Here is a 25,779-nt window from a genome sequence, read left to right on the forward strand (position 1 = left end):
GTCGCTTTATTGCTTCAGCTTAAAAATTACTGGGGATCCCTCAGCCCACGGGGAGAGGGAACAATGCATTACGGCATCGCGGGCGGCGTAATGCCGAAATGATTCCACGCCCGCACCGTCGCCATACGACCACGCGGGGTACGCTGTAAGAAGCCCTGCTGGATCAGATACGGCTCCAGCACGTCCTCGATAGTCTCACGCTCTTCACCAATCGCCGCCGCCAGGTTATCCAGCCCTACCGGCCCGCCAAAGAACTTATCCAGCACCGCCAGCAGCAGCTTACGGTCCATATAGTCAAAGCCTTCGGCATCCACGTTCAGCATATCCAGCGCCTGAGCGGCAATGTCAGCCGAAATGGTGCCATCGTGCTTCACCTCAGCGAAGTCACGCACCCGGCGCAGCAGACGGTTGGCAATACGCGGCGTCCCGCGGGAGCGCTTCGCCACTTCAAACGCCCCCTCTTCGCTCATATCCAGCCCCATGTAGCGCGCACTGCGTCCCACGATATGCTGAAGATCCGGCACCTGATAAAACTCCAGACGCTGTACAATACCAAAACGGTCGCGCAGCGGAGAGGTTAACGATCCGGCGCGCGTCGTGGCGCCAATCAGGGTGAACGGCGGCAGATCGATTTTGATGGAGCGCGCCGCCGGGCCTTCGCCGATCATGATATCCAGCTGGTAATCTTCCATCGCCGGATAGAGCACTTCCTCCACCACCGGCGACAGGCGGTGGATTTCATCGATAAACAGCACGTCGTGCGGCTCAAGGTTAGTCAACATCGCCGCCAGGTCCCCTGCTTTCTCCAGTACCGGGCCGGAGGTGGTACGCAGGTTAACGCCCATTTCGTTGGCGACGATATTCGCCAGGGTGGTTTTGCCTAACCCCGGCGGACCAAAAATCAGCAGGTGATCGAGCGCATCGCCGCGCAGCTTTGCCGCCTGGATGAAAATCTCCATCTGAGAACGAACCTGCGGCTGGCCGATGTACTCATCCAGCAGCTTTGGACGGATCGCGCGATCCACCACGTCATCTGGCTGAATGGTGCCTGCCGATACCAGGCGGTCTGCTTCAATCATCCTTTACCTCACAATGCAGCGCGCAGCGCTTCACGAATCAGGGTTTCACTGCTGGCATCCGGTTTAGCAATTTTGCTCACCATCCGGCTGGCCTCCTGAGGTTTATAGCCCAGCGCCACCAGCGCGGCAACCGCTTCCTGCTCGGCATCATCATCCGATGCAGGCGCGCCCGGGGAAGTCAGCACCAGATCGGCCGCCGGAGTGAACAGATCGCCATGCAGACCTTTAAAGCGGTCCTTCATCTCGACAATCAAACGCTCGGCGGTTTTCTTCCCGATGCCCGGAAGTTTAATTAACGCAGCCGGATCTTCGCGCTCAACGGCATTCACAAACTGCGGAGCGGACATGCCGGACAAAATCGCCAGCGCCAGCTTTGGCCCGACGCCGTTGGTTTTGATCAGCTCGCGGAACAGCGTGCGTTCCTGTTTGTTATTGAATCCGTACAGCAACTGAGCGTCTTCACGCACCACAAACTGGGTAAAGACAACCGCCTCTTTGCCCGCCTCCGGCAGTTCGTAGAAGCAGGTCATCGGCATGTGGACTTCATAGCCCACGCCACCCACTTCCAGCAGCACTAACGGGGGTTGTTTTTCAATGATGATGCCTCTGAGTCTGCCTATCACGTGACGCTCCTGCGTTCTGGAAGAAATTATCTGCCGACATAATAAAAAAAGGCTGGATAAACATCCAGCCTGATTTGTCATTATCGTAACCTGCCTCGCGCCAGATTAAGCCGCGACTCGCTCATTTGCATCGCGTTCTGGCTGACGTGACAGTGGGTAATCGCAATCGCCAGCGCATCGGCGGCGTCCGCCTGCGGGTTCGCGGGAAGCTTCAGCAGGGTACGCACCATGTGCTGCACCTGGCTCTTCTCCGCGCTACCAATGCCCACCACCGTCTGCTTAACCTGACGAGCCGCATACTCAAACACCGGCAGATCCTGGTTCACGGCGGCAACAATCGCCACGCCGCGCGCCTGACCAAGCTTCAGCGCTGAGTCCGCGTTCTTCGCCATAAAGACCTGCTCAATGGCGAAATAGTCCGGCTGAAACTGAGTGATAATCTCCGACACGCCCGCATAAATGAGCTTCAGGCGCGAGGGCAGATCGTCCACTTTGGTACGAATACACCCGCTGCCGAGGTAGGTTAGCTGGCGTCCCACCTGACGGATAACGCCATAGCCGGTGACGCGCGAGCCGGGGTCAATCCCGAGGATAATCGACATCACGCGTCTCCCGTTAACGGTTCACAGGCTCTCATCAGAGAGTCGCTGCAACCTCATCAGAGATTTCACCGTTGTGGTACACTTCCTGCACGTCGTCACAATCTTCGAGCATGTCGATCAGACGCAGCAGTTTCGGTGCGGTTTCCGCATCCATGTCTGCTTTGGTGGACGGGATCATGGAGACTTCAGCGTTATCCGCCTTCAGGCCCGCCGCTTCCAGCGCATCGCGCACGGCACCCATCTCTTCCCATGCGGTGTAGACATCAATAGCGCCGTCGTCGTAGGTCACCACGTCTTCCGCACCGGCTTCCAGCGCCGCTTCCATGATCGCGTCCTCATCACCTTTCTCGAAGGAGATGACGCCTTTTTTGCTGAACAGGTAAGCAACGGAACCGTCAGTGCCCAGGTTGCCACCGGTTTTGGTGAACGCGTGGCGCACTTCGGCAACGGTACGGTTACGGTTGTCGGACAGACACTCAACCATTACCGCCGTACCGCCAGGGCCGTAACCTTCATAAATGATGGTTTCCATGTTCGCGTCTTCATCGCCGCCCACGCCACGTGCGATTGCACGGTTCAGGGTGTCACGCGTCATGTTGTTGGACAGGGCTTTATCCACCGCTGCGCGCAGACGTGGGTTAGAGGCCGGATCGCCGCCGCCCAGACGCGCCGCTGTCACCAGCTCACGAATGATTTTGGTAAAGATTTTACCGCGCTTGGCATCCTGTGCCGCTTTGCGGTGTTTGGTGTTGGCCCACTTACTATGACCTGCCATAAAAAGTTCTCCAAAAATCGCGCCTTCTCAGGCAGCGTTAATTACAAATTCTTCAATCGCCTGCCGGTTGCTCCATGACTTGGTCAGTGCGGCGGCATCCGCCGCATTCACCCAGCGGTAGGTCAGATGTTCAGTGAACACGATCTCCCGCTCATGGGGAAGCGCAAGGCAGAACCACGATTCCCTATTGCGCTCAATTCCCGGTGCATAGCGATGACGTAAATGGCTAAAAATTTCAAACTCCACCGTGCGCTGACAGTCCTTCAGGGTCAGTTGCTCGCGAGCAACATCAATGGCGACCTCTTCCTTTACTTCACGCGCGGCGGCCTGCGGCGCGGTCTCCCCCTCTTCCAGGCTGCCGGTAACCGACTGCCAGAAATCAGGATCGTCGCGCCGCTGCAACATCAGCACCCGCTTCGTGTCTTCTGCATAAATGACCACCAGAACCGAAACGGGACGCTTATATGCCATATCAGTTTTTCTCTTCCTTCTTCACCACCTCAATGCCCAGCTCGGCCAGCGCGGCCGGGTTGGCAAAGCTTGGCGCTTCGGTCATCAGACACGCCGCTGCGGTGGTTTTCGGGAAGGCGATAACATCACGGATGTTGTCGGTGCCGGTCAGCAGCATGGTCAGACGGTCAAGACCGAAGGCCAGACCCGCGTGCGGAGGCGTACCGTATTTCAGGGCGTCCAGCAGGAAGCCAAACTTCTCGCGCTGCTCCTGCTCGTTAATGCCCAGAATGCCAAATACGGTCTGCTGCATTTCACCGCTGTGAATACGCACGGAACCACCGCCCACTTCGTAGCCGTTGATGACCATATCGTAGGCGTTTGCCACCGCCTCTTCCGGCGCCGCTTTCAGCTCTGCCGCCGTCATGTCTTTTGGCGAGGTGAACGGGTGGTGCATCGCGGTCAGGCCGCCTTCACCGTCGTCTTCAAACATTGGGAAGTCGATAACCCACAGTGGCGCCCATTTGCTTTCGTCGGTCAGGTTCAGGTCTTTGCCGAGCTTCAGACGCAGCGCGCCCATCGCATCCGCAACGACTTTCTTATTGTCTGCGCCGAAGAAGATCATGTCGCCGTCCTGCGCGCCGGTGCGCTCAAGGATCGCTTCCACGATGTCCGCATTCAGGAATTTCACCACCGGGCTGGTGATGCCTTCCAGACCTTTTGCACGCTCGGTCACTTTAATATAGGCCAGACCTTTCGCGCCGTAGATCTTGATGAAGTTGCCGTAGTCGTCAATCTGCTTACGGCTCAGGGCAGCGCCGCCCGGAACGCGCAGGGCAGCCACGCGGCCTTTCGGATCGTTAGCCGGGCCAGCAAAGACCGCGAACTCAACGGCTTTCACCAGATCTGCCACGTCCACCAGTTCCATCGGGTTACGCAGGTCTGGTTTGTCGGAGCCGTAGCGGCGTTCCGCTTCGGCGAAGGTCATGATCGGGAAGTCGCCCAGCTCAACGCCTTTCACGTCGTTCCACAGGCTACGCACCAGGGCTTCCATCACCTCACGCACCTGCTCGGCAGTCATGAAGGAGGTTTCCACATCGATCTGGGTAAATTCTGGCTGACGGTCAGCGCGCAGGTCTTCGTCGCGGAAGCATTTCACGATCTGATAGTAGCGGTCGAAGCCGGACATCATCAGCAGCTGTTTGAACAGCTGTGGTGACTGCGGCAGCGCATAGAATTTGCCTTTATGGACGCGGGATGGCACCAGGTAATCGCGCGCGCCTTCCGGCGTGGCTTTGGTCAGCATCGGGGTTTCGATATCCAGGAAACCGTGGTCATCCATAAAGCGACGCACCAGGCTGGTGATTTTCGCACGGGTTTTCAGGCGCTGGGCCATCTCCGGGCGACGCAGATCCAGGTAGCGGTATTTCAGACGCGCTTCTTCGGTATTGACGTGGTTGGAATCCAGCGGCAACGCTTCCGCGCGGTTGATGATCGTCAGATCGGACGCCAGCACTTCGATAGCGCCGGTCGCCATCTCGGCGTTGATGTTTTTCTCGTCACGCGCACGCACGGTGCCGGTCACCTGAATGCAGAACTCATTACGCAGCTCAGAAGCCAGCTTCAGCGCATCAGCGCGATCCGGATCGAAGAACACCTGAACGATACCTTCGCGGTCACGCATATCAATAAAGATAAGGCTACCAAGATCGCGACGACGATTGACCCAACCACACAGGGTGACCTGCTGCCCGACGTGGGACTGACGCAGCTGCCCGCAATATTCTGTACGCATGAGATATCCCTTAATTAGCCGCAGGCTGATTGTCGCCTGTCTCGCAGGCTACGATGTCGCAGCTTTCTGTATGTCACAACTGGATGAAAAAAGGCGGCTATTATACTGGAAATTCTGCCGCACGATAAGAGCGAAGCACGGCCTGACGCGCGTTTGCTGTGCTCTTATTGCCTATTCTCACAAAAATTAACAAAATTATCCGCCCGATAACAGGCCATCACGTCGTAAGGTGTAGCGTAAGCGATTCATTTGACTGGAGTGACAATGTTGAAATTAGATGCCACCAAAACCGCCCTTGTGGTCATTGATTTACAGGAAGGCATCCTGCCTTTTGCCGGTGGTCCACACACCGCTGACGATGTGGTAAGCCGCGCGGCGCGTCTGGCGGAAAAATGCCGCGCCAGCGGTTCGCCTGTTGTTATGGTGCGCGTCGGCTGGTCCGCTGATTTCGCCGAAGCATTAAAACAGCCGGTTGATGCCCAGGCCCCGGCGCAGGCGCTGCCGGACAACTGGTGGACATATCCTGTCTCGCTCGGTAAACGCGACAGCGATATTGAAGTCACGAAACGCCAGTGGGGGGCATTCTACGGCACCGACCTGGAGCTACAGCTGCGCCGTCGCGGGATCGACACCATCATTCTGTGTGGGATCTCCACCAACATCGGTGTGGAATCCACTGCCCGTAACGCCTGGGAGCTGGGCTTTAACCTGGTGATCGCCGAAGATGCGTGCAGCGCAGCCTCTGCGGATCAGCATCAGGGCAGCATGACCCATATCTTCCCGCGTATTGGTCGCGTGCGCAGCACGGATGAGATCCTCAGCGCGCTATGATGTACGTGGGCCTGCCCCAGTGGTCGCACCCGAAATGGGTGCGCCTGGGTATTACCAGCCTGGAAGCGTATGCCCGGCACTTTAACTGCGTGGAGGGCAACACCACCCTTTACGCTCTGCCCCGCCCAGAGATCGTCGAACGCTGGCGCGAGCAGACCACCGACGACTTCCGCTTTTGTTTTAAATTCCCCGCGACCATCTCCCACAACGCCGCGCTGCGCAACTGTGATGATTTAACCCACGAGTTTTTCACCCGGATGTCGCCTCTGGCCAACCGTATTGGCCAGTACTGGCTACAGCTTCCCGCGACGTTTGGTCCCCGCGACCTGCCAGCCCTCTGGCAATTTCTGGATGCCCTGCCCCGTGGCTTCACCTACGGCGTGGAAGTGAGGAATCCGGAATTCTTTGCCAAAGGCGACGCGGAGAAAGCGCTGAATCGCGGCCTGCATGAGCGTTCGGTCAACCGTGTGATCCTCGACAGCCGCCCCGTGCACAGCGCAATCCCGCACAGCGAAGCCGTCGTTGATGCCCAGCGCAAAAAACCGAAAGTGCCCGTTCACGCGATCGTAACGGCGCAAAACCCAATGGTCCGGTTTATCGGCAGCGATAATATGCTGCAAAATGAAGAGATGTTCGCCGTCTGGCTGCAAACGTTAGCGAAATGGGAGCACACCACCACACCGTACCTCTTTTTACATACGCCGGATATCGCCCAGGCACCTGAACTGGTCGATGCTCTCTGGCGGGCCTTGCAGCAGGCGGTTCCGTCGGTTGGCCCCGCGCCGTCCATCCCACAACAATCTTCTCTTTTCTGAAATCACCCCCTATCATAGAGACGTGCCATCTGCCAAAAACAGGGAGTTAGTATGGTCAGCGCGCTGTATGCGGTGTTAGGTGCATTACTGCTGATTAAATTTTCGTTTGATGTTGTGCGCCTGAGAATGCAGTACCGCGTTTCCTACGGTGACGGGGGCTTTTCTGAACTGCAAAGCGCAATCCGGATCCACGGCAACGCAGTCGAGTACATTCCCGTCGCGTTAATTTTACTGCTGTTAATGGAGATGGATGGCGCAGAGACCTGGATGGTGCACGTCTGTGGGCTGCTGCTGATAGCAGGTCGTTTGATGCATTATTACGGTTTTCACCACCGCCTGATCCGCTGGCGTCGTTCCGGCATGAGCGCGACCTGGTGCTCGCTTTTGCTGATGGTGCTGGCTAACCTTTGGTATATGCCGTGGGAGTTGGTTTTCTCCTTCCATTAGCGCACAATATGCCCCTTTATTTTTCCCGGATTTTTACGTTATGTCAGATCGCGACACGCTTTTTTCCGCGCCTATCGCCAGCCTGGGCGACTGGACCTTTGATGAACGGGTAGCCGAAGTCTTCCCGGATATGATCCAGCGCTCTGTTCCCGGTTATTCCAATATTATTTCCATGATCGGCATGCTGGCGGAGCGTTTTGTTCAACCCGGCACGCAGGTCTATGACCTGGGCTGTTCGCTGGGTGCGGCAACGCTGTCCATTCGTCGTAACGTTCATCACGAAGGCTGCAAGATCGTCGCTGTCGATAACTCTCCGGCCATGGTTGAACGCTGCCGTCGCCACATTGACGCCTATAAAGCCCCTACGCCTGTTGAGGTGGTGGAAGGCGATATCCGCGATATCGACATCCAGAACGCCTCGATGGTGGTCCTGAATTTTACTCTTCAGTTCCTTGTGCCGGACGACCGTCAGCGGTTGCTGGATAAAATTTATCAGGGCCTGAACCCGGGCGGCGCGCTGGTGTTGTCTGAGAAATTCAGCTTTGAAGACGCCAGCGTGGGCGAACTGCTGTTCAACATGCACCATGATTTCAAACGTGCAAACGGCTACAGCGAGCTGGAGATCAGCCAGAAGCGCAGCATGCTGGAGAACGTGATGCTGACGGACTCCGTTGAAACCCACAAAGCGCGCCTGCGCAACGCCGGATTTGAACATAGCGAACTGTGGTTCCAGTGCTTTAACTTTGGCTCTCTGGTGGCGCTGAAAGGCGGAGACGCAGCATGATCGAGTTCGGGAATTTCTATCAGCTGATTGCCAAAAACCACCTCTCCCACTGGCTGGAAACCCTGCCGGCGCAAATTGCCACCTGGCAGCGCGACCAGCAACATGGGCTGTTGAAGCAGTGGTCCAACGCAGTGGAGTTTCTGCCGGAACTGACGCCTCATCGTCTGGATTTACTGCACAGCGTGACGGCGGAGAGCGAAGAGCCGCTCCCGGCCGGGCAGATTAACCGCATCGAAACGCTGATGCGTAACCTGATGCCGTGGCGTAAAGGGCCGTTCTCGCTGTACGGCGTGAACATCAATACCGAGTGGCGTTCCGACTGGAAGTGGGATCGCGTTCTGCCTCATCTGTCCGATCTGACCGGGCGCACCATTCTGGACGTGGGTTGCGGTAGCGGATATCACATGTGGCGCATGATCGGCGCAGGCGCGCATCTGGTGGTGGGTATCGATCCGATGCAGCTGTTCCTGTGCCAGTTTGAAGCGGTGCGTAAACTGCTGGGCAACGATCAGCGCGCGCACCTGCTGCCGCTGGGCATCGAGCAACTCCCTGCCCTGAAAGCGTTTGATTCCGTGTTCTCCATGGGCGTGTTGTACCACCGTCGTTCCCCGCTGGAGCATCTCTGGCAGCTGAAAGATCAGCTGGTCAGCGGCGGCGAACTGGTGCTGGAAACGCTGGTTATCGAAGGCGATGAACATGCCGTTCTGGTGCCGGGCGATCGCTATGCGCAGATGCGCAACGTTTACTTCATCCCGTCCGCGCTGGCGCTGAAGAACTGGCTGGAGAAATGTGGGTTTGTCGATGTACGCATCGCCGATGTCTGCGTGACGTCTATTGAAGAGCAGCGCCGCACCGACTGGATGATCACCGAATCGCTGGAGCAGTTCCTCGACCCGAACGATCACAGCAAAACCGTTGAAGGCTATCCTGCACCGATGCGTGCGGTATTGATTGCGACCAAGCCGTAGTATTACCCCTCACCCCGGCCCTCTCCCCAAAGGGGCGAGGGTGAAAAGCCCGCACCGAGCAGCCCCCTCTCCCCTTTGGGGAGAGGGTTAGGGTGAGGGGAATAAAAAAAGGCCCCTGTTGAAATTGCAGGGGCCTGGTACAAGCAAGCATCATATTGGGCGACATGATGCGCGGTAAAAATCGGTACGTTGCTACACGTGATGACGTTCAATCAGCGATTTCATTACCGCAACCGACTCTCCATCCACACCGTAGCGTGAGTATTCATCCGCTTCAGCATCCGTCGACATTGACAACCCTGTATTGCGATAACGCATGGGCGAAGGTATCCATTTACCCGCCGAGCTGTGCAGCTCTTCCACCCCTGCGTTTAAAAACAGTTCCAGATTGCTGGCGCGTACTCCTGCGCCCGCCATGATTATTGGAACACCGGAATGTGCTTTTAGTTCCGTAATTAATTTCAGTCCTTGTTCAGCCGAGGACTGCTGGCCCGACGTCAGAACGCGCGCCACGCCCAGTTCTGCCAGCGTATCAAAGGCTTGTATCGGTTCTTGACACATATCGAACGCACGATGAAAAGTGACCGCCATCCCCTGGGCGGTGCGCATAATCTGACGCATACGCGGAAAATCGATGTTGCCGTCTTCGTCCAGCACACCGATCACCAGCCCCGGGAAACCGGAATCACGGACGAGGGCGATATCCTCAAGCATGGCACTGAACTCACCCGCCGTATAACAAAAATCACCGCCGCGCGGGCGAATAATCGGGTGCACCGGGATGGTCACGGCCTGGCGGGCTGATTTCAGCACCCCAAAGGACGGAGTTAATCCCCCTTCTTTCGGCGCCGCGCAAAGCTCAATACGATCGGCCCCCTGCCGTTGCGCAGTGACGGCACACTCCACGCTGTAACAACAAATTTCCAGCAGCGCCATGTCATCCTCCTTAAATTTCACTCAACGTACCATCGTGGCATGTTGCCCGACTCATGTCTGGATCGACGCTCACAATGCTTACGCTTCGCTGGCGACGATCTGCTCGATAGTCCAGGGATGGAATTTCACCGTCACGTTACCGTCCGTTACGGCAAGCGTAGGGTTTGGCAAACGCTCGCGCGCCCCTTTTGGTGAGCTGGTTTTCACGAAAATCCCCGGCTGGCTTAAGCCCTCGTCGGAAAGCAGCGCCAGCGCACGGGCGTTCAGCGTCTCTGGCTCCCCCGGCAGAACAATTTCGATATGCTCCCAGCCTTCATGCGGATAACGCTTTTCACCCGGCCAGGGCAGTTCCACCACGGTGAATTGCCAGTGGGCCACCGTTACCGGCTCGTGAAGTTTGAACAGACAAATTGGGCGACCGTTAATGATATTCTCCGACAGCAGTTCTCCGCACTGCTCAAACCCACGCCGCCAGCGTTCGGCGGTGGCATTCTGATGGCAACGCAAAGAGATGTGATCGGCGTCAAGGGGCGCGATTTCCAGCCCGAGACGGGTGGCAAGTTCTGTGAACGCCTGGGTGAAGCGGGGTAAATCTGCGGAAATATCATGCAGTTCGTCAATGGAGTGCCAGTTCGCCATAGGTCAGTCTCGTTTCGTATCGCAAAGCCGCTAATTTACTCTGTTGCCTTCTTTCGACCAACCGCAGAATCACAGTTTTTTCGACTGCATGATTATGCATACCGTCTTCGCCTGGATTCTGAGCGATCTTCGCTCCCCGCAGGGCTGACGCCCGAAGGCATTTGCAGTATACTCCCGCCCTAAATTCTTAAACTGGCGTGGGTGTTTTTTACCCGCATCAAAAACGTAAGGTATCCAGGTGAATATTCAGGCTCTTCTCTCAGAAAAAGTCAGTCAGGCACTGATTGCCGCAGGTGCGCCTGCGGATTGCGAACCACAGGTTCGTCAGTCAGCGAAAGTACAGTTTGGCGACTATCAGGCTAATGGCGTGATGGCAGTGGCTAAAAAACTGGGCATGCCGCCGCGACAGCTCGCTGAGCAGGTACTGACGCATCTGGATCTCAACGGCATCGCCAGCAAAACTGAAATCGCCGGTCCGGGCTTTATCAACATTTTCCTTGAGCCTGCGTTCCTGGCAAGCCACGTTGACGCGGCACTGAAATCTGACCGTCTGGGCGTGGCTCAGCCAGCAGCGCAGACCGTGGTGGTTGACTACTCCGCGCCAAACGTGGCGAAAGAGATGCACGTCGGTCACCTGCGCTCCACCATCATCGGTGACGCAGCGGTGCGTACCCTGGAGTTCCTTGGTCACAAGGTGATCCGCGCGAACCACGTAGGCGACTGGGGCACGCAGTTCGGCATGCTGATCGCGTATCTGGAAAAGCAGCAGCAGGAAAACGCAGGCGAAATGGCGCTGGCGGACCTGGAAGGTTTCTACCGTGAAGCCAAAAAGCACTATGACGAAGATGAAGCCTTCGCCGAGCGCGCGCGCAGCTATGTGGTGAAACTTCAGGGCGGCGACCCATACTTCCTTGAGATGTGGCGCAAGCTGGTGGACATCACCATGTCCCAGAACCAGCTTACCTATAACCGTCTGAACGTGACCCTGACCCGCGATGACGTGATGGGTGAAAGCCTGTATAACCCGATGCTGCCAGGCATTGTGGCGGATCTGAAAGCTAAAAATCTGGCGGTAGAGAGCGAAGGCGCAACGGTGGTGTTCCTTGATGAGTATAAGAACAAGGAAGGCGAACCGATGGGCGTGATCATCCAGAAAAAGGATGGCGGCTATCTCTACACCACCACCGACATCGCCTGTGCGAAATACCGTTACGAAACCCTGCATGCGGACCGCGTGCTGTACTACATCGACTCCCGTCAGCACCAGCACCTGATGCAGGCGTGGACTATCGTGCGTAAAGCGGGTTACGTGCCGGATTCCGTGCCGCTGGAACACCACATGTTCGGCATGATGCTGGGTAAAGACGGTAAACCGTTTAAAACCCGTGCGGGCGGCACCGTGAAGCTTTCCGACCTGCTGGATGAAGCGCTGGAGCGCGCGCGTCGCCTGGTGGCCGAGAAGAACCCGGATATGCCTGCTGACGAGCTGGAAAAACTGGCTAATGCGGTCGGGATCGGTGCGGTGAAATACGCGGATCTCTCCAAAAACCGTACCACCGACTATATCTTCGACTGGGACAACATGCTGGCGTTTGAAGGCAACACGGCGCCATACATGCAGTACGCTTATACCCGCGTACTCTCCGTCTTCCGTAAAGCCAATATCGACGAAAGCGTGCTGGCGAACGCCACGGTGACCCTTACCGAAGACCGTGAAGCGCAGCTGGCCGCGCGCCTGCTTCAGTTCGAAGAGACCCTCTCCGTGGTCGCGCGCGACGGTACGCCACACGTTATGTGTGCTTACCTGTACGATCTGGCCGGTCTGTTCTCTGGCTTCTACGAACACTGCCCTATTCTCTCTGCCGAGAGCGAAGCGGTGCGCAACAGCCGCCTGAAGCTGGCACAGCTGACGGCGAAGACCCTGAAACTGGGTCTGGATACCCTGGGTATCGAAACCGTAGAACGTATGTAAAAAAAAACCCGGCGAACGCCGGGTTTTTTATTATCAGAAATATTTCCGCAAATACTCGGTCAGGCACAGAATCGCCATTGCCTGTCCATACGGCATCGACGTCAGCGGTATCTGACGGTAAAACGCCAGATCGCTGCCCATCCCCGTCCCGAAGGACGTTTGCAGCAACTCCCCTTCCGGCGAGATGTTTTGCACAATGCCGCGAATCGCTTTCTCCGCCACCGCTGCATACTCTGCGCCGACATAACGCTTGCGCACGGCTTTCAGAATGCCGTAGGCAAACCCTGCGGTGGCCGATGCCTCCAGATAAGAATCAGGATCGTCCAGCAGCGTATGCCACAATCCACTCTCGTCCTGACATTTTGCCAGCGCGGCGATCTGCGCATTCAGCACCTGCACCAGATAACGACGAACGGCGTTGTTTTCCGGCAGATCCACCAGCTCGAGGAAATCCGGGATCACGATGGTCAGCCAGCTGTTGCCGCGCGCCCAGCGGGCATTGGCAAAGTTGTGATTGCCTTCGTAATTCCAGCCGTGGAACCACAGCCCCGTCTCCCGATCCATCAGGTTCTGTACGTGGAGCAGGAACTGATAGATCGCCTCCTCTACGTACTCCGGCTTGTTCAGCAGCTTGCCGATTTTCGCCAGCGGCAGCACCGTCATCATCAGCGTGTCATCCCACATCTGCTGATGGTTCTCTTCCGCCAGGGTGATGTGCTGCATGCCGCCATGCTCGGTGCGCGGCATCTCATTCATCGCCCATTCCGCCCAGCTTTCCAGCCACGGCAGCCAGGCCGGGTTTTTGGTCTCTTCGTAGCGATACGCCAGCGTCAGGAACGGCGACATGGTATTCACGTTTTTAGTGGTTGCACCTTCTGCGAAACGGTCAGCAAACCAGCTGTCGATAATCTCGCGCATCCCTTCGTCACCGGTCTGGCAGTAATACTGCCAGATACCGTATAAACCGACGCCGTGCGTCCATTCCCATCCGGCCCAGCCTTTGGTGTCGATCACGCGCCCGTCGTCCAGCCGCAGCAAAAACTCACCCGTTTTGTCATGGATATTGACCAGGTTATGCGTCACCTTTTGAATCAGCGATTTCAGCTCATCCCTGGCGATAAAGCGCTCAGGCTGACGCAGTAACGGGCTATGTTTGACAGGCCAAACTTTCATCATCTTAACCTCTGTTGTATGTCGAATTCAGTACCGCACGATCCTTCAGCGAAGGGGCCGCCGGTTTATTGCGATTCAGATAACCAATATTGTTGTTGCCCCACAGGGATTCATACGGCATACCGGCCAGCATCTCCACGGTGGCGCGGGCCTGTGGTGTCGCCGCTTCGGGCATGGCGTGGCCGGACTCGCGCATTTTCGCGGTCTCTTCACGCAGGGTGCTGTGGGTCTGTAAATTGAGTTTGAAGCGCAGGGAGACCAGGAAGCCGCAGAACAACACCAGGATTGTGCCAACGCTCAGGATCATCAGAATGGTGTGGCTCACTTCCGCAGGCTGCACTTTTTGGCCGCTGACAAAGCCGGACATCTGCATCACGATCCCCACCAGCATTACCGCGCCAGCCTGAGACGCTTTACGGGTCAGGGTCATGATGCCTGCGAAGATCCCTTCGCGACGCTGACCGGTGATCACTTCGTCCACGTCAGCAATGTAGGTATAGGTGTTCCACGGTACGTAGTTGATACCGCCGCGACCGAGGCCCGCCACCGCAGAGATCAGCAGCAGCAGAGCGTAAACGTCGCTCAGGCCCGCGTAATAAAGCACCGCGTAAGAGAGCGAAGCCAGGCCAAACAGCACGACCACCATGCGGTAAGACGGCGCAGGTCCGAAGCGAATGCACAGCGGGATCATCCCGATCACGGCCAGGAACTGGAAGATGGCCATCGTGCCCAGCAGGTTGGACGCCATTGACGCTTCCTGCATCAGCACAAACACCACGTAGTAGGTGAATACGGCGTTAAACACGTCCTGGGCAATATAGCCGCCGAGGTACATGCCAAGGTGCTGGCGGAAAATCTTGATACGCAGCGTCGAACTTAACTCGACAAAAAGACGATTCAGGCTCTGGCCCAGGGTCAGCTTTTTCTTCTCTTCTTCGGCACGCAGGGCCGCTTCAGACCACTCTTCACGCGGACGCTCCCAGGTGAAGAACCAGACGAAAGTGAGCATCAGCGCACAGAGTACGGAGAAGACCAGGCTTGCATAGAAAAAGGAGATCGCGTTGTCTTTGCCGAAGTGCGTCAGCAGGATCCCCGGCAGGAAGGAGGCCAGAATGGCGGACATCTGCGCCATAGAGATACGCGCCCCGGAGAATTTGGTTTTCTGCTTGAAATCGTCCGTCATCTCCGGCACCAGCGTTTCGTACGGCACCAGGATCATGGTGTAGACGATATCAAAGATCAGATAGGTCAGCAGGTAATACCAGAAACTCATGTCCCCTACCCACATCAGCGAGTAGCTGAAAACGCAGGGAATACCGAGCAGGATGAAGAACTTACGACGGCCAAAACGCTTACCCAGCCAGGTGGTGCCAAAGTTATCGGTTAAAAAGCCCATTAACGGGCTGACAACCGCATCCAGCACCCTTGCGGCGGCGAAGATAAAGGTTGCTTCAATCGGTGTGAGTCCACAGAAAGTGGTATAAAAATATAAAAGCCAGGCGGCCGTCAGGGCGGTAGTCCCCGCGCCGAGGAAGTCGCCTGACCCGTAAGCAAGATAATTTGCGAGTCCAATTTTACGTGTTTTCATTGCCGTCAACCCTAATCAGTTTTGGGAGACTCCCTGTAAGCAAACCTCGTCCGGGAGTTTTTACACGGCTACAGTAAAAGTATCGACCTGTTGATACCTTTCTGTTTCTGCCATCACAAAGTGGTGAATGGCAAAAATGCAAAGAGTGTCAATACGCGTGTCACTGATTTATAAAACAGCGTTTCTTTTGTATCAAAAGGGAAGGTCAATTTTGCGAGCCAGCCTTCAGAAATGCCTGAAGACTGGCGAAAAGGCAGGCAGTTAGCGGTAGTTGACGAGCACCTCGTTGCGCTGAACCTTCAGCGCCGGGATCAGCCGTCCACCGCCTGGCACTTCCCAGATAAAGCGCAGAGGTTCCTGAGCAGAGACCCCGTTGAAGGCCTGGGTCGTGCCACTTTGTCCCTCAATTTCCGTGCAGCGGGTCAGCGAGCACAGCCGCACCCGCAATCCGGCCGGTGTGGGTCCCGTCAGCGTGTAATGCCAGGCCACCAGCGTCATCAGCCCGGACACCGGCTCAGCGGCGGACAGCGGACGGGAGGAGATCGCCTCCCCCCGGTGGTTGAGCGTTAAGCCGATACTGCTGGCCTGCCATGCCCCCTCGCCTGCGGCCTGTGCCGCCAGCGGGAAAAGTAAGATCCACAGCCACTTACGCATTATTTCCCTCCTATGGTCGCCGTCATGCGAATATTGCGGTTATCGGACAGCTCCATATTCGACAGTACCACCAGCTGATTCAGGCTCCGGCGCAGGAAGCGCGACAGCAGCGGACGCAGCGCGTGATTCACCAGCAGCACCGGCGGCGCACCCAGCATCTCCTGGCGCGCCAGCGCCTCCTGAGTTTGCGCCAGTAATCTGTCCGCCAGACCCGGCTCCAGCCCGCCGCCGCCCTGCAACGCCTGAAGCAGCAGACGTTCCAGCGGCGTGTCGAGGCCAATCACCTGCACTTCGCCAGTTCCCGGGAACCATTGCTGGGTAATGGCGCGTCCGAGCGCCACGCGTACCACCGCCGTTAGTTCGTGCGGATCGCTTTGCAGCGGCGCATGTTCGGCCAGCGTCTCAAGGATGGTACGCATATCGCGAATGGGCACTTTCTCGTCGAGCAGATTTTGCAGCACTTTGTGCAGGGTGGTTAAGGTCAGCACGCCCGGGACCAAATCTTCGGTCAGCTTCGGCATCTCCTGTGTTACGCGGTCGAGCAGCTGTTGCGCCTCCTGACGACCAAACAGTTCGGCGGAGAACTGACCAATCAAATGGTTGAGGTGCGTCGCTACCACGGTACTGGCCTCAACGACCGTGTAACCCTGGATCTGCGCCTGCTCTTTCAGGGCGCTCTCAATCCAGATGGCCGCCAGACCAAAGGCCGGGTCGGTCGTCTGCTCCCCCGGCAACGTGCCTGCGGCCGTGCCCGGGTTAATCGCCAGCCAGCGTCCGGGATACGCATCGCCGCTGCCGATCTCCACCCCTTTCATCAGGATGCGGTAGCGCGCGGGCGGGAGATCCATGTTGTCACGGATATGGACCACCGGCGGCAGGAAGCCCATGTCCTGGGCGAATTTTTTACGAATACTGCGAATACGGCCAAGCAGCTCGCCATCCTGCTGGAAATCCACCATCGGGATCAGGCGATACCCCACTTCCATCCCCAGCGAATCTTCCAGCTGAACGTCGTTCCAGGTCGCTTCTACCGCCTGGGTGTTCTCCGGCATTTTCACCGGGGCTGGCTCTGCCTTAGGCTGGGTTTCACGCCCACGCATCCACCAGGCAAGCCCCAGCAGCGCGGCGGTAAACAGCAGGAACACCAGGTTCGGCATGCCTGGCACCATACCGAGCAGGCCCAGCACCGCCGCAGAGAGCAGCATAACGCGCGGGTTGCTGAACAGCTGCCCCACCATCTGCTCACCCACGTCCTGATCGGTGCTGACGCGGGTCACAATCACACCCGCCGCCGTGGAGATCACCAGCGCCGGGATCTGGGCGACCAGACCGTCACCGATGGTCAGCAGCGTATAACTTTCCGCCGCATGCCCCATGTCCATGCCGTGCTGCAATACCCCCACCAGCAGGCCGCCGATGACGTTAATCACCATAATCAGGATGCCCGCGATGGCGTCACCGCGCACAAACTTACTCGCACCGTCCATCGAACCGTAGAAGTCCGCCTCCTGGGTCACTTCCGCACGGCGTTTTTTCGCTTCATCTTCGGCAATAAGCCCGGCGTTCAGATCGGCGTCGATCGCCATCTGCTTGCCCGGCATCCCGTCCAGCACAAAACGCGCACCCACTTCCGCGATACGCCCGGCACCTTTGGTAATAACCATAAAGTTGATGATAACGAGGATGACAAACACCACGATACCGATGGCGAAATTACCGCCCACCAGGAAGTGACCGAAGGCTTCCACCACCTTACCCGCCGCCGCCGCGCCGGTGTGACCTTCCATCAGAATGATACGCGTGGAGGCGACGTTCAGCGCCAGGCGCAGCAGCGTGGTGAACAGCAGGATCGTTGGAAACGCGGCGAACTCCAGCGTGCGCTGGGTGAACATCGCCACCAGCAGCACCATAATGGACAACGCAATGTTGAAGGTAAAAAGCAGGTCGAGGATAAATGCCGGTAACGGCAGCACCATCATCGACAGAATTAGCAGGATCAGAATCGGTCCGGCAAGGATCTGCCATTGCGTCGATTTCAGGTTGCCGGGCAGGCGCAACATTGCCACCAGATTAGCCATCAGTGTCCTTCTCGTTCAAAAAATCCAGTGCTTCAGGCACCGGAAGGTTCTCAGGTTTTACAGGTCGTTGACCGCCCGCTAAACGCCAGCGTTTCAGTTGCCACACCCAGGCCAGCACCTCTGCGACAGCGGCGTAAAGCTGGCCCGGGATCTGTTGTCCAATTTCCGCGTGGCGATACAGGGCACGGGCCAGTGGCGGCGCTTCAAGGATCGGTACGCGGTTTTCCGTCGCGATTTCACGAATGCGCAGCGCAATCAGCCCTGCCCCTTTCGCCACCACTTTCGGCGCGCTCATTTTATTTTCGTCGTACTGAAGCGCCACGGAGTAGTGGGTCGGGTTGGTGACGATCACATCGGCTTTCGGCACATCCTCCATCATGCGACGACGCGCGGCAGCACGCTGCATCTGGCGGATACGGCCCTTAACGTGCGGGTCGCCTTCCATCTGTTTATATTCATCGCGGATGTCCTGACGCGACATTCGCAGCTTCTTGATATGGGAATAGATCTGGAAGATAACGTCGAACGCCACCATCGGAATAATGCTGAGTACCACCAGCAACGAGCATAACCCGACCAGGTTCAGGGCATTCTTCATCGCCGTCATCGGTGATTCGCTGATCAGGCGCATCATCTCCGGCCAGTGGTGCCACAGAAAAAACCCGGCAGTACTGCCCATAAGAAGCGATTTCAGGATCGCTTTAAGAAGCTCGGCCCCGGTTTGCGCGGAAAACATTTTCGCAATACCGGGGAACGGATTGAGCTTAGAGAATTTCGGTTGCAGCGATTTACCGCTGAACACCAGGCCACCGAGCATGACCGGCGAAACAAGGGCCACGATCACCACGCCAGCAATCAACGGCAGCAGAGCGATCATCGCGCTTTTCACCAGGTTAATGATCTGGATGAGGATCAGATTGGGGTCATTGACCATGCTGTGATCAAAACGTAGGCCAGCAGAGAGCATTCCCGCCAGTCTGCGGGCGAGCATCTCCCCTCCCCACCAGATGATGCAGACGCCCACCACCAGGATCAGCAGGGATGTCAGCTCTCGGGATCGGGGGATCTGCCCATCCTCACGGGCTTTTTCAAGTCGGTGGGGTGTGGGGGCTTCTGTTTTGTCGTCGTTCTCTTCTGCCACTGTGCCTGCTCGCAGCCCATTAATTCACGGGTATCATGCCAGCGCAGAGAAAATCCAATGGCGGGAAAAGCCCGATTATTAGGGCTCTTTTCGTGTTTTTGTCCTGTGCTGCCTCAGGCCGCGCTAACGACCTGAGGCAGAACGGGCCATCAGAAGCCAAGACTGTCCAGCAGATCGTCCACCTGATCCTGGCTTGCCACCACGCCCGCTTTGCTGGTATCAAGCTGTGGACCATTGAGCAGGCTTTCGTTCTCGCGTTTCGGACGGGCAGCCGGTTCCGGGATGTTCTCCAGCAGCACCATCAGCAGCTGACGTTCAATCTCCTGAATCACGTCCATCATGCGCTTGATGACCTGACCGGTGAGATCCTGGAAATCCTGCGCCATCATAATGTCCAGCAATTGGGCATTGGTGAAGCTGGTGTGGCCTGGGACATCACCCAGGTACTGACGGGTATCCGTGACCAGTTCCCGGGCATCCGCCAGCTCGATAGGGTTCTCAAACCACTCATCCCAGCGTTTGCTCAGCGCTTTCGCCCCCTTCTCCATCGCATCCTGGTGCGGCTGCGAGGCTTCAACGCTGTTCAGCGCACGCTCGGCCGCCTGCGCGGTCATCTGCACAACGTAGTCCAGACGGTCGCGCGCGTCAGGGATGGCTTCCGCCGCTTCGGCTATAGCCTGATCCAGCCCCAGCTCACGCAGGCTGTCGCGCAGCATGCGCGTCAGGCTACCAATGCGGGCAATAATGTCGCTCGGCGAATGTTCTTCAACGGGTTTCATAGCAGGTTGCATCATCACTACCACCTCACATGCCGAGTTTCTCGAAGATCTTCCCGAGCTTCTCTTCCAGAGTCGCCGCAGTGAATGGCTTCACCACGTAGCCGCTTGCGCCCGCCTGTGCAGCGGCAATAATGTTCTCTTTCTTCGCTTCCGCGGTCACCATCAGCACCGGCAGAGAGGCCATGCCTGCATCCGCGCGGATGGTTTTCAGCAGTTCGAGACCGTCCATGTTCGGCATGTTCCAGTCGGAAATCACAAAACCAAACCCGCCAGCCTGGAGTTTGTTCAGCGCATCCACGCCGTCTTCGGCTTCTTCAACATTGTTGAAGCCCAGCTCTTTCAGCAGGTTGCGCACAATGCGACGCATGGTGGAAAAGTCATCCACAACCAAAAACTTAAGCTCTTTATCCGCCATAAAATAATACTCCTGAGTCAAATACGTATTGCCTGTCCGGCACTGATTTTCGCCAGCATCTGCTGGCTTACCTGGCTAAGATCGACCACTTCGCTCACGCCACCCATATTGATGGCTTCGCGCGGCATGCCGAACACCACACAACTTGCTTCATTCTGCGCAATGGTCCAGGCGCCAGCCTGGTGCATCGCAAGCATTCCGGCGGCGCCGTCGTTGCCCATCCCCGTCAGCATCACTCCCACGGCGTTGCGCCCCGCATGTTTCGCCACCGAATGAAACAGCACATCCACCGACGGACGGTGCCGGTTGACCGGCGGCCCGTCATGAATTTTGATTTGATAGTTAGCGCCGCTGCGCGAAAGCTCCATATGCTTGTTGCCCGGGGCGATATACGCATGTCCCGGCAGCACGCGCTCGCCGTCTTCCGCCTCTTTCACGCTGATCTGGCACAACTTGTTCAGACGCTCCGCGAACGAGCGGGTAAAGCCTGGCGGCATATGCTGTGTGATCAGGATACCCGGGCTTGAGAGCGGCAATGGCTGGAGTAAACGGCCCCGCCTTCAGCGTTGCCGGGGCCGCCATTGGTTTGTGCGCGGCAAGCTTCGCCCGGGATGCGGTGCGGACCTTCTCGGCGATCATCTCGCTGTAGGCCAGCATCCCCTCGCGAATGCCGAGCTGCGGCTTGGTGACAAAATCCACCGCCCCCAGCTCCAGCGCGCGCAGGGTAATCTCCGAGCCTTTCCCGGTGAGGGAAGAGACCATCACCACCGGCATCGGGCGCAGGCGCATTAATTTTTCCAGAAAATCGATGCCATCCATGCGCGGCATTTCGACATCCAGCGTCAGCACGTCGGGGTTATATTTTTTGATTAAATCCCGCGCGACCAGCGGATCGGGCGCTGTCGCCACCATCTCCATATCGCTGTGGCTATTGATGATTTCGGTCATGATCTGACGCATCAGCGCCGAATCATCGACAGACAATACCCTGATTTTACTCATGCTTTTTCCTTACTCAGCGCATATACCGTTTGCCCACGCAGGCTAAACTCACGCACGAGATTGCTAAAGTTTTCCGAGTGCCCGGCAAACAGTAAACCGTCAGGCTTGAGCTGCGGAACAAAGCGACGCAATATGTCCTGTTGCGTCGTTTTATCAAAATAGATCATCACGTTACGGCAAAAAATGGCGTCGAATGGCCCCGGCACGTTGTACTGCTTGTCCAGTAAATTGACGGGGGCAAATTCCACGCAGTTCGCCAGCTCCTGGCGTACGCGCACCAGTCCTTCATGCGGTCCGGTGCCGCGCATGAAGTAACGCTGTAGCTGCTGCGGCGACAGCGTTTTCAGCTCATCCTGGCGATAAACGCCGTTACGGGCTTTTTCCAGCACTTCGGTGTCGATGTCGCTGGCGTACACTTTCCAGCGACCCGGCGCCATGCCCAGGGTGTCCGCCAGGGTGATGGCCAGCGAGTACGGCTCTTCCCCGGTAGAGGCCGCCGCGCTCCAGACGCGATACTCTCCGCTACGGCGACGGGCGTGTTCCGCCAGCACCGGGAAGTGATGCGCCTCGCGGAAAAACGCGGTCAGGTTGGTGGTTAATGAGTTGATAAATGCCTGCCATTCGGCGCTGTTCTGGTTCGCTTCGAGCATGCTCAGATAGCGGCCAAAATCATCCAGCCCCAGCGTGCGCAAGCGCCGCACCAGCCGGTTGTAGACCATGTCTCGCTTATGGTCCGCAAGCACGATCCCCGCACGCTGGTAGATTAACTGACATATCCGACGAAAATGCGCGTCGGACAGCGCGAGGCGCTGTGTCATCTGTAACAATAATGACGTTTGCCCTGAGGGCATGGGTGATGTCATAGCGCCTTCTTTATCACATTCAGGATACAACGGGCACGGCCTGTGACCGTCCGACTTCTGTTACTGCTTCAACGTGCTCTTTCACATTAAAAACGGCGACTAACCCGGTAAGGTGATCCGCCTGGTTTGCCAGCTGGTCGGTAGCCGCCGCCGCCTCTTCTACCAGTGAGGCGTTCTGCTGCGTAACCTGATCCATCTGTGTTACGGCCTGCGCCACCTGCTCAATACCACGGCGTTGTTCATCAGACGCCGAGGCAATCTCGCCCATAATGTCGTTCACCCGCGTCACGGAGGTGACAATCTCGTGCATGGTCTGCGCGGCGGTATCCACCAGCGCGGAACCCTGCTGAACGCGGGAGACCGACTCTTCAATCAGCCCTTTGATCTCTTTCGCCGCGTTGGCGCTGCGGCTGGCGAGGTTACGGACTTCACCGGCAACCACCGCGAACCCGCGCCCCTGCTCCCCGGCACGCGCCGCTTCCACCGCAGCGTTCAGCGCCAGAATATTGGTCTGGAACGCGATACCGTCGATGACGCTGATAATGTCGCCAATTTTCTGCGAACTGGCGGCAATCTCCTGCATCGTGCTGGCGACGTGTGAAGCCTGGTCCCCCCCACGTTTCGCCGTCATCGCCGCCTGTTTTGACAAGTCGGACGCCTGACGCGCGTTATCGGCGTTCTGGCTTACGGTCGCAGTCAGCTGCTCCATGCTGGCCGCCGTCTGCGCCAGCGATGCCGCCTGCTGTTCGGTGCGGGAGGACAGATCGTTATTGCCTGCCGCAATCTCTGAGATCCCGGTATGCATGGCGTAACTGCCCTGACGAACGTTGCTGACGGTTTCCCGCAGCGATCCCTGCATCGCCTTCAGGCTGGCGAAAATCGCTGATATTTCATTCCTGCCATACACGGCCACCGGACGCGCCAGGTTGCCCTTCGCAATACTGTCGAAGTGGCTGCTGACAATGGCCAGCGGCTGGACGATCATTTTGCGCGACCACCACAGCGAACCGCCGGTCAACAGGGCCGCCAGGATCACCATGGTCAGGAATATCACCCCTGACATGCGGTAGCTGGTGCGGCTGTCCGCACCGGCACGCGCCACAAACTGGTTAATATCCTGCTGCCAGGCGTTAAAGCTGCCGTCGAACGCCGCCTGAGACGCCTGCACCGGCGCGGTCAGGAAATCAGAAAGCTGGTTGTTCTCCAGCCACGTCGCCTGATGATCAAGATCGCTGTACCACGCATCAAAGTTCTTTTTCATGGCGATGTTCAGCGCTTTCTGTTTCTCACTCACCGCCTCCTGCGCCGTAAACGCCTTAAACTGCGCGTCGGCCTGCTTCAGGCTGCTGCGGGCCACGACCATCAGCGCCTTAATATCATCCGGCGGATAGCTCAGCGCGGTTAACGTCCCTGCTTTGTTCAGCGCCGTGCTTGCCTGCAACAGCACGGCACGCGTTTGTGCCAGTGTGGAGCGCTGCTGATTACTCGTCTCAACTTCCTGCAAATTCTGATAGCCATCGCGAAACGCCCAGAAAGACAACCCGTTACTGCCAACCTGCAAAACCCCACACAGGATCAGAATCAAAAACAGTGTGGTCGAGATACGAATACGATTTAACATCCACGCTCCCATCAAGCGGCAAGCAGCCGCGGTTTAATTGTCAGTCAAAATGTTTCCCAGTTTTCATCTTGTCCGGTCACCGCTGCGCGCGTACGTGTTGCCACGGGCGCCGGGGTTACTTCGCTGTACGCCGACCGCGAGCTGACCGTATTTGTCGTTTTTGAAGTAAGACGGAACGCCGAGACGGCCATTTTCAGGCGGCTCGCCTGGTCCTCCAGCGCAGCGGCCGCCGCAGCGGACTCCTGCACCAGGGCGGCGTTTTGCTGCGTCACACGATCCATTTCCGATACCGCCAGGGCGACCTGGTCAATACCACGACTCTGCTCATCCGATGCAGAGGCGATTTCACCCATGATGTCCGTCACGCGCGTCACGGCATTCACGATGTCATTCATGGTTTCACCCGCACTTTCCACCAGCACCGAGCCGGTATCCACGCGTGAAACAGAGTCTTCAATCAGGGCTTTGATCTCTTTCGCCGCATTGGCGCTGCGGCTGGCGAGGTTACGTACTTCGCCTGCGACCACGGCAAACCCGCGCCCCTGCTCGCCTGCGCGCGCCGCTTCAACGGCCGCGTTCAGCGCCAGGATATTGGTCTGGAAGGCGATACCGTCGATAACGCTGATGATGTCGGCGATTTTCTTCGAGCTGTCGGCAATGTCATGCATGGTTTTCACTACGCCGTCGACCACCCGACCACCGCGCTGGGCGGTGTCGGACGCGCTTTCGGCTAGCTGTGATGCCTGACGAGCGTTGTCAGCGTTCTGCTTCACGGTCGCGGTGAGCTGCTCCATGCTGGCCGCCGTCTCTTCCAGAGCGGACGCCTGCTGTTCGGTGCGGGACGAGAGATCGTTGTTGCCCATCGCGATTTCACTTGTGCCGGTATAGATGGCATCCGCCCCCTCACGCACGTTGGCGACGGTATCAATCAGCGAACGCTGCATATGGTCGACGCTGGTTGCCAGTTCGGTGATCTCGTTGCGGCCAGACACGGTCAGCGTTTTCGTCAGATCGCCCCGGCCAATATCACGGATATGGGCGATGACGCGGCCAAGCGGGTTCAGAAGGATATGACGAATGCCGTACCACACGGCCACCAGAACGATAACCAGCGCGAGGGCAAGAACCGCCATCTGCCATTTCGCAAAACGGTAGTCGTTCTGGCTTTGCGTAAACGCGGAGTGATAAAGCTCGCCGCTGGCTTTGGCGTACTCGCCGAGTGCCGCGCCGAGGGCGTTCTGCATTCCCTGGGTCGGCTGCGCGAAATAGGCGTCCATATTGCCATTTTCCAGGAACTGCACCAGCTCCGTCAGCCCGGCAAAGTAGGCCTGATATTTTTCATCTATGTTCGCGCTCGCCTGCGCCATGGCGGGCTGAGGGGCGATTTTTTTGAAGGCGTCGTAGTGTTTCGCCGCGTCTGCCAGCGTGGCGCGCGCATTCTTCAGCAGTTCTGTTTTTGCGCTGCTCTGCTGGTTGTTCGGATCCATCATCATGCGGGCGGAAGAGCGGCTCAGGTTGATACGCGTCTGCAACATCAGATCCCAGGTCGTGGTCAGTTCGCTTTGCTGCATCCGCAAATCGTTCGAGGCCGCGAAGCTGTCCTGGTTCTGTTTTAACGACGAGAAAAAGAGGCCGCCAGAAATAAGCTGAAGAAGTGCGAAAATGACCAGCACCATCATAAGCATTGTGACAACGCGGATACGGTTCAACATACAACACCTTCTCATAGATTGATTAACGGTGTTATCG

The 25,779-nt window shown here is 57.4% G+C and carries 24 protein-coding genes and 1 pseudogene; 6 read left to right on the forward strand and 19 right to left on the reverse strand.

Annotation, left to right across the window (positions count from 1 at the left end; genetic code table 11):
- Window positions 1-68 precede the first annotated feature (68 nt).
- The 6 genes from ruvB to aspS all read right to left on the reverse strand — a co-directional run bounded on the left by ruvB (window position 69) and on the right by aspS (window position 5,324).
- On the reverse strand, window positions 69-1,079 hold the full coding sequence (gene ruvB, locus ACOTX7_RS17720) for a Holliday junction branch migration DNA helicase RuvB (protein ID WP_006811035.1): 1,011 nt from the start codon (window positions 1,077-1,079) through the stop codon (window positions 69-71).
- A gap of 8 nt (window positions 1,080-1,087) precedes the next feature.
- Window positions 1,088-1,702 carry a Holliday junction branch migration protein RuvA gene (gene ruvA / locus ACOTX7_RS17725; protein ID WP_003859751.1) on the reverse strand — a complete coding sequence of 205 codons (615 nt, stop codon included), beginning with the start codon at window positions 1,700-1,702 and terminating at the stop codon, window positions 1,088-1,090.
- 80 nt (window positions 1,703-1,782) lie between these two features.
- On the reverse strand, window positions 1,783-2,304 hold the full coding sequence (gene ruvC / locus ACOTX7_RS17730; protein WP_003859749.1) for a crossover junction endodeoxyribonuclease RuvC: 522 nt from the start codon (window positions 2,302-2,304) through the stop codon (window positions 1,783-1,785).
- A 34-nt stretch (window positions 2,305-2,338) separates the two neighbouring features.
- Window positions 2,339-3,079 carry a YebC/PmpR family DNA-binding transcriptional regulator gene (locus ACOTX7_RS17735; RefSeq protein ID WP_003859747.1) on the reverse strand — a complete coding sequence of 247 codons (741 nt, stop codon included), beginning with the start codon at window positions 3,077-3,079 and terminating at the stop codon, window positions 2,339-2,341.
- A 27-nt stretch (window positions 3,080-3,106) separates the two neighbouring features.
- Window positions 3,107-3,550 (reverse strand): dihydroneopterin triphosphate diphosphatase, encoded by a 444-nt coding sequence (gene nudB / locus ACOTX7_RS17740; RefSeq protein ID WP_221256140.1) that lies wholly within the window; start codon window positions 3,548-3,550, stop codon window positions 3,107-3,109.
- 1 nt (window position 3,551) lies between these two features.
- Window positions 3,552-5,324 (reverse strand): aspartate--tRNA ligase, encoded by a 1,773-nt coding sequence (gene aspS, locus ACOTX7_RS17745; protein WP_221256141.1) that lies wholly within the window; start codon window positions 5,322-5,324, stop codon window positions 3,552-3,554.
- Window positions 5,325-5,588: 264 nt separating this feature from the next.
- On the opposite strand from aspS, the gene ACOTX7_RS17750 reads away from it, so the two are divergent.
- Genes ACOTX7_RS17750 through cmoB form a run of 5 tightly spaced genes read left to right on the forward strand, consistent with a single transcriptional unit; the run spans window position 5,589 to window position 9,169 of the window.
- Entirely contained in the window at window positions 5,589-6,155 is a 567-nt protein-coding gene (locus ACOTX7_RS17750) for a hydrolase (RefSeq protein ID WP_047353358.1), read from the forward strand.
- Window positions 6,152-6,970, forward strand: a complete 819-nt coding sequence (locus ACOTX7_RS17755) for a DUF72 domain-containing protein (RefSeq protein WP_221256142.1) — start codon at window positions 6,152-6,154, stop codon at window positions 6,968-6,970. The genes ACOTX7_RS17750 and ACOTX7_RS17755 overlap by 4 nt, the downstream gene beginning before the upstream one ends.
- Window positions 6,971-7,021: 51 nt before the next feature.
- Window positions 7,022-7,417, forward strand: a complete 396-nt coding sequence (locus ACOTX7_RS17760; RefSeq protein ID WP_003859737.1) for an MAPEG family protein — start codon at window positions 7,022-7,024, stop codon at window positions 7,415-7,417.
- Between the two features lie 40 nt (window positions 7,418-7,457).
- Window positions 7,458-8,201, forward strand: a complete 744-nt coding sequence (gene cmoA, locus ACOTX7_RS17765) for a carboxy-S-adenosyl-L-methionine synthase CmoA (RefSeq protein WP_006811091.1) — start codon at window positions 7,458-7,460, stop codon at window positions 8,199-8,201.
- Window positions 8,198-9,169: a tRNA 5-methoxyuridine(34)/uridine 5-oxyacetic acid(34) synthase CmoB gene (cmoB, locus tag ACOTX7_RS17770; RefSeq protein ID WP_221813614.1), complete on the forward strand. Its 972-nt coding sequence runs from the start codon at window positions 8,198-8,200 to the stop codon at window positions 9,167-9,169. Before cmoA ends, cmoB begins: the two co-directional genes overlap by 4 nt.
- Window positions 9,170-9,361: 192 nt before the next feature.
- Here the strand turns inward: cmoB and cutC are convergent, their stop codons facing one another.
- Both cutC and ACOTX7_RS17780 read right to left on the reverse strand, forming a co-directional pair.
- Window positions 9,362-10,105, reverse strand: a complete 744-nt coding sequence (cutC, locus tag ACOTX7_RS17775) for a copper homeostasis protein CutC (protein WP_221256144.1) — start codon at window positions 10,103-10,105, stop codon at window positions 9,362-9,364.
- A 78-nt stretch (window positions 10,106-10,183) separates the two neighbouring features.
- Window positions 10,184-10,744: a VOC family protein gene (locus ACOTX7_RS17780; RefSeq protein WP_006811094.1), complete on the reverse strand. Its 561-nt coding sequence runs from the start codon at window positions 10,742-10,744 to the stop codon at window positions 10,184-10,186.
- A 238-nt stretch (window positions 10,745-10,982) separates the two neighbouring features.
- Here ACOTX7_RS17780 and argS point away from each other — a divergent pair, with 238 nt between their 5' ends.
- On the forward strand, window positions 10,983-12,716 hold the full coding sequence (argS, locus tag ACOTX7_RS17785) for an arginine--tRNA ligase (protein ID WP_221256145.1): 1,734 nt from the start codon (window positions 10,983-10,985) through the stop codon (window positions 12,714-12,716).
- A gap of 33 nt (window positions 12,717-12,749) precedes the next feature.
- Here the strand turns inward: argS and ACOTX7_RS17790 are convergent, their stop codons facing one another.
- From ACOTX7_RS17790 to tar, 11 genes and pseudogenes are all read right to left on the reverse strand, one after another.
- A complete protein-coding gene (locus ACOTX7_RS17790) occupies window positions 12,750-13,889 on the reverse strand; it encodes a glycoside hydrolase family 88/105 protein (protein WP_032674122.1) in 1,140 nt (379 codons plus the stop codon).
- Between the two features lie 4 nt (window positions 13,890-13,893).
- The gene (locus tag ACOTX7_RS17795) at window positions 13,894-15,477 is read right to left on the reverse strand and encodes an MFS transporter (protein ID WP_022648498.1); all 1,584 of its coding nucleotides are present in this window, start codon (window positions 15,475-15,477) and stop codon (window positions 13,894-13,896) included.
- Between the two features lie 261 nt (window positions 15,478-15,738).
- On the reverse strand, window positions 15,739-16,131 hold the full coding sequence (gene flhE, locus ACOTX7_RS17800) for a flagellar protein FlhE (protein ID WP_221256146.1): 393 nt from the start codon (window positions 16,129-16,131) through the stop codon (window positions 15,739-15,741).
- Window positions 16,131-18,209: a flagellar biosynthesis protein FlhA gene (gene flhA, locus ACOTX7_RS17805; RefSeq protein ID WP_006811099.1), complete on the reverse strand. Its 2,079-nt coding sequence runs from the start codon at window positions 18,207-18,209 to the stop codon at window positions 16,131-16,133. The genes flhE and flhA overlap by 1 nt, the downstream gene beginning before the upstream one ends.
- Entirely contained in the window at window positions 18,202-19,350 is a 1,149-nt protein-coding gene (gene flhB, locus ACOTX7_RS17810; RefSeq protein ID WP_006811100.1) for a flagellar biosynthesis protein FlhB, read from the reverse strand. The genes flhA and flhB overlap by 8 nt, the downstream gene beginning before the upstream one ends.
- Before the next feature lie 149 nt (window positions 19,351-19,499).
- On the reverse strand, window positions 19,500-20,144 hold the full coding sequence (cheZ, locus tag ACOTX7_RS17815; protein WP_000983500.1) for a protein phosphatase CheZ: 645 nt from the start codon (window positions 20,142-20,144) through the stop codon (window positions 19,500-19,502).
- Window positions 20,145-20,154: 10 nt separating this feature from the next.
- Window positions 20,155-20,544 (reverse strand): chemotaxis response regulator CheY, encoded by a 390-nt coding sequence (gene cheY, locus ACOTX7_RS17820; RefSeq protein WP_000763862.1) that lies wholly within the window; start codon window positions 20,542-20,544, stop codon window positions 20,155-20,157.
- A gap of 17 nt (window positions 20,545-20,561) precedes the next feature.
- Window positions 20,562-21,546: pseudogene (locus ACOTX7_RS17825) on the reverse strand (protein-glutamate methylesterase/protein-glutamine glutaminase).
- Window positions 21,543-22,409 carry a protein-glutamate O-methyltransferase CheR gene (cheR, locus tag ACOTX7_RS17830; RefSeq protein WP_032673913.1) on the reverse strand — a complete coding sequence of 289 codons (867 nt, stop codon included), beginning with the start codon at window positions 22,407-22,409 and terminating at the stop codon, window positions 21,543-21,545. Before cheR ends, ACOTX7_RS17825 begins: the two are co-directional and overlap by 4 nt.
- Before the next feature lie 19 nt (window positions 22,410-22,428).
- Window positions 22,429-24,030, reverse strand: a complete 1,602-nt coding sequence (gene tap / locus ACOTX7_RS17835; RefSeq protein ID WP_221256147.1) for a methyl-accepting chemotaxis protein IV — start codon at window positions 24,028-24,030, stop codon at window positions 22,429-22,431.
- Window positions 24,031-24,074: 44 nt separating this feature from the next.
- Window positions 24,075-25,742 carry a methyl-accepting chemotaxis protein II gene (tar, locus tag ACOTX7_RS17840; RefSeq protein ID WP_039274036.1) on the reverse strand — a complete coding sequence of 556 codons (1,668 nt, stop codon included), beginning with the start codon at window positions 25,740-25,742 and terminating at the stop codon, window positions 24,075-24,077.
- Window positions 25,743-25,779 lie beyond the last annotated feature (37 nt).

This window comes from Enterobacter cloacae complex sp. IR5418 (assembly GCF_049238105.1).
In the GTDB taxonomy this organism is placed as follows: domain Bacteria; phylum Pseudomonadota; class Gammaproteobacteria; order Enterobacterales; family Enterobacteriaceae; genus Enterobacter; species Enterobacter hormaechei.

Excerpts from the sequence above, each read along its gene's own strand:
- ruvB (WP_006811035.1), bottom strand. The coding sequence starts at position 1,079 with ATGATTGAAGCAGACCGCCTGGTATCGGCAGGCACCATTCAGCCAGAT.
- ruvC (WP_003859749.1), bottom strand. The coding sequence starts at position 2,304 with ATGTCGATTATCCTCGGGATTGACCCCGGCTCGCGCGTCACCGGCTAT.
- ACOTX7_RS17735 (WP_003859747.1), bottom strand. The coding sequence starts at position 3,079 with ATGGCAGGTCATAGTAAGTGGGCCAACACCAAACACCGCAAAGCGGCA.
- nudB (WP_221256140.1), bottom strand. The coding sequence starts at position 3,550 with ATGGCATATAAGCGTCCCGTTTCGGTTCTGGTGGTCATTTATGCAGAA.
- aspS (WP_221256141.1), bottom strand. The coding sequence starts at position 5,324 with ATGCGTACAGAATATTGCGGGCAGCTGCGTCAGTCCCACGTCGGGCAG.
- ACOTX7_RS17750 (WP_047353358.1), top strand. The coding sequence starts at position 5,589 with ATGTTGAAATTAGATGCCACCAAAACCGCCCTTGTGGTCATTGATTTA.
- ACOTX7_RS17755 (WP_221256142.1), top strand. The coding sequence starts at position 6,152 with ATGATGTACGTGGGCCTGCCCCAGTGGTCGCACCCGAAATGGGTGCGC.
- ACOTX7_RS17760 (WP_003859737.1), top strand. The coding sequence starts at position 7,022 with ATGGTCAGCGCGCTGTATGCGGTGTTAGGTGCATTACTGCTGATTAAA.
- cmoA (WP_006811091.1), top strand. The coding sequence starts at position 7,458 with ATGTCAGATCGCGACACGCTTTTTTCCGCGCCTATCGCCAGCCTGGGC.
- cmoB (WP_221813614.1), top strand. The coding sequence starts at position 8,198 with ATGATCGAGTTCGGGAATTTCTATCAGCTGATTGCCAAAAACCACCTC.
- cutC (WP_221256144.1), bottom strand. The coding sequence starts at position 10,105 with ATGGCGCTGCTGGAAATTTGTTGTTACAGCGTGGAGTGTGCCGTCACT.
- ACOTX7_RS17780 (WP_006811094.1), bottom strand. The coding sequence starts at position 10,744 with ATGGCGAACTGGCACTCCATTGACGAACTGCATGATATTTCCGCAGAT.
- ACOTX7_RS17790 (WP_032674122.1), bottom strand. The coding sequence starts at position 13,889 with ATGAAAGTTTGGCCTGTCAAACATAGCCCGTTACTGCGTCAGCCTGAG.
- ACOTX7_RS17795 (WP_022648498.1), bottom strand. The coding sequence starts at position 15,477 with ATGAAAACACGTAAAATTGGACTCGCAAATTATCTTGCTTACGGGTCA.
- flhE (WP_221256146.1), bottom strand. The coding sequence starts at position 16,131 with ATGCGTAAGTGGCTGTGGATCTTACTTTTCCCGCTGGCGGCACAGGCC.
- flhA (WP_006811099.1), bottom strand. The coding sequence starts at position 18,209 with ATGGCTAATCTGGTGGCAATGTTGCGCCTGCCCGGCAACCTGAAATCG.
- cheZ (WP_000983500.1), bottom strand. The coding sequence starts at position 20,144 with ATGATGCAACCTGCTATGAAACCCGTTGAAGAACATTCGCCGAGCGAC.
- cheY (WP_000763862.1), bottom strand. The coding sequence starts at position 20,544 with ATGGCGGATAAAGAGCTTAAGTTTTTGGTTGTGGATGACTTTTCCACC.
- cheR (WP_032673913.1), bottom strand. The coding sequence starts at position 22,409 with ATGACATCACCCATGCCCTCAGGGCAAACGTCATTATTGTTACAGATG.
- tap (WP_221256147.1), bottom strand. The coding sequence starts at position 24,030 with ATGTTAAATCGTATTCGTATCTCGACCACACTGTTTTTGATTCTGATC.
- tar (WP_039274036.1), bottom strand. The coding sequence starts at position 25,742 with ATGTTGAACCGTATCCGCGTTGTCACAATGCTTATGATGGTGCTGGTC.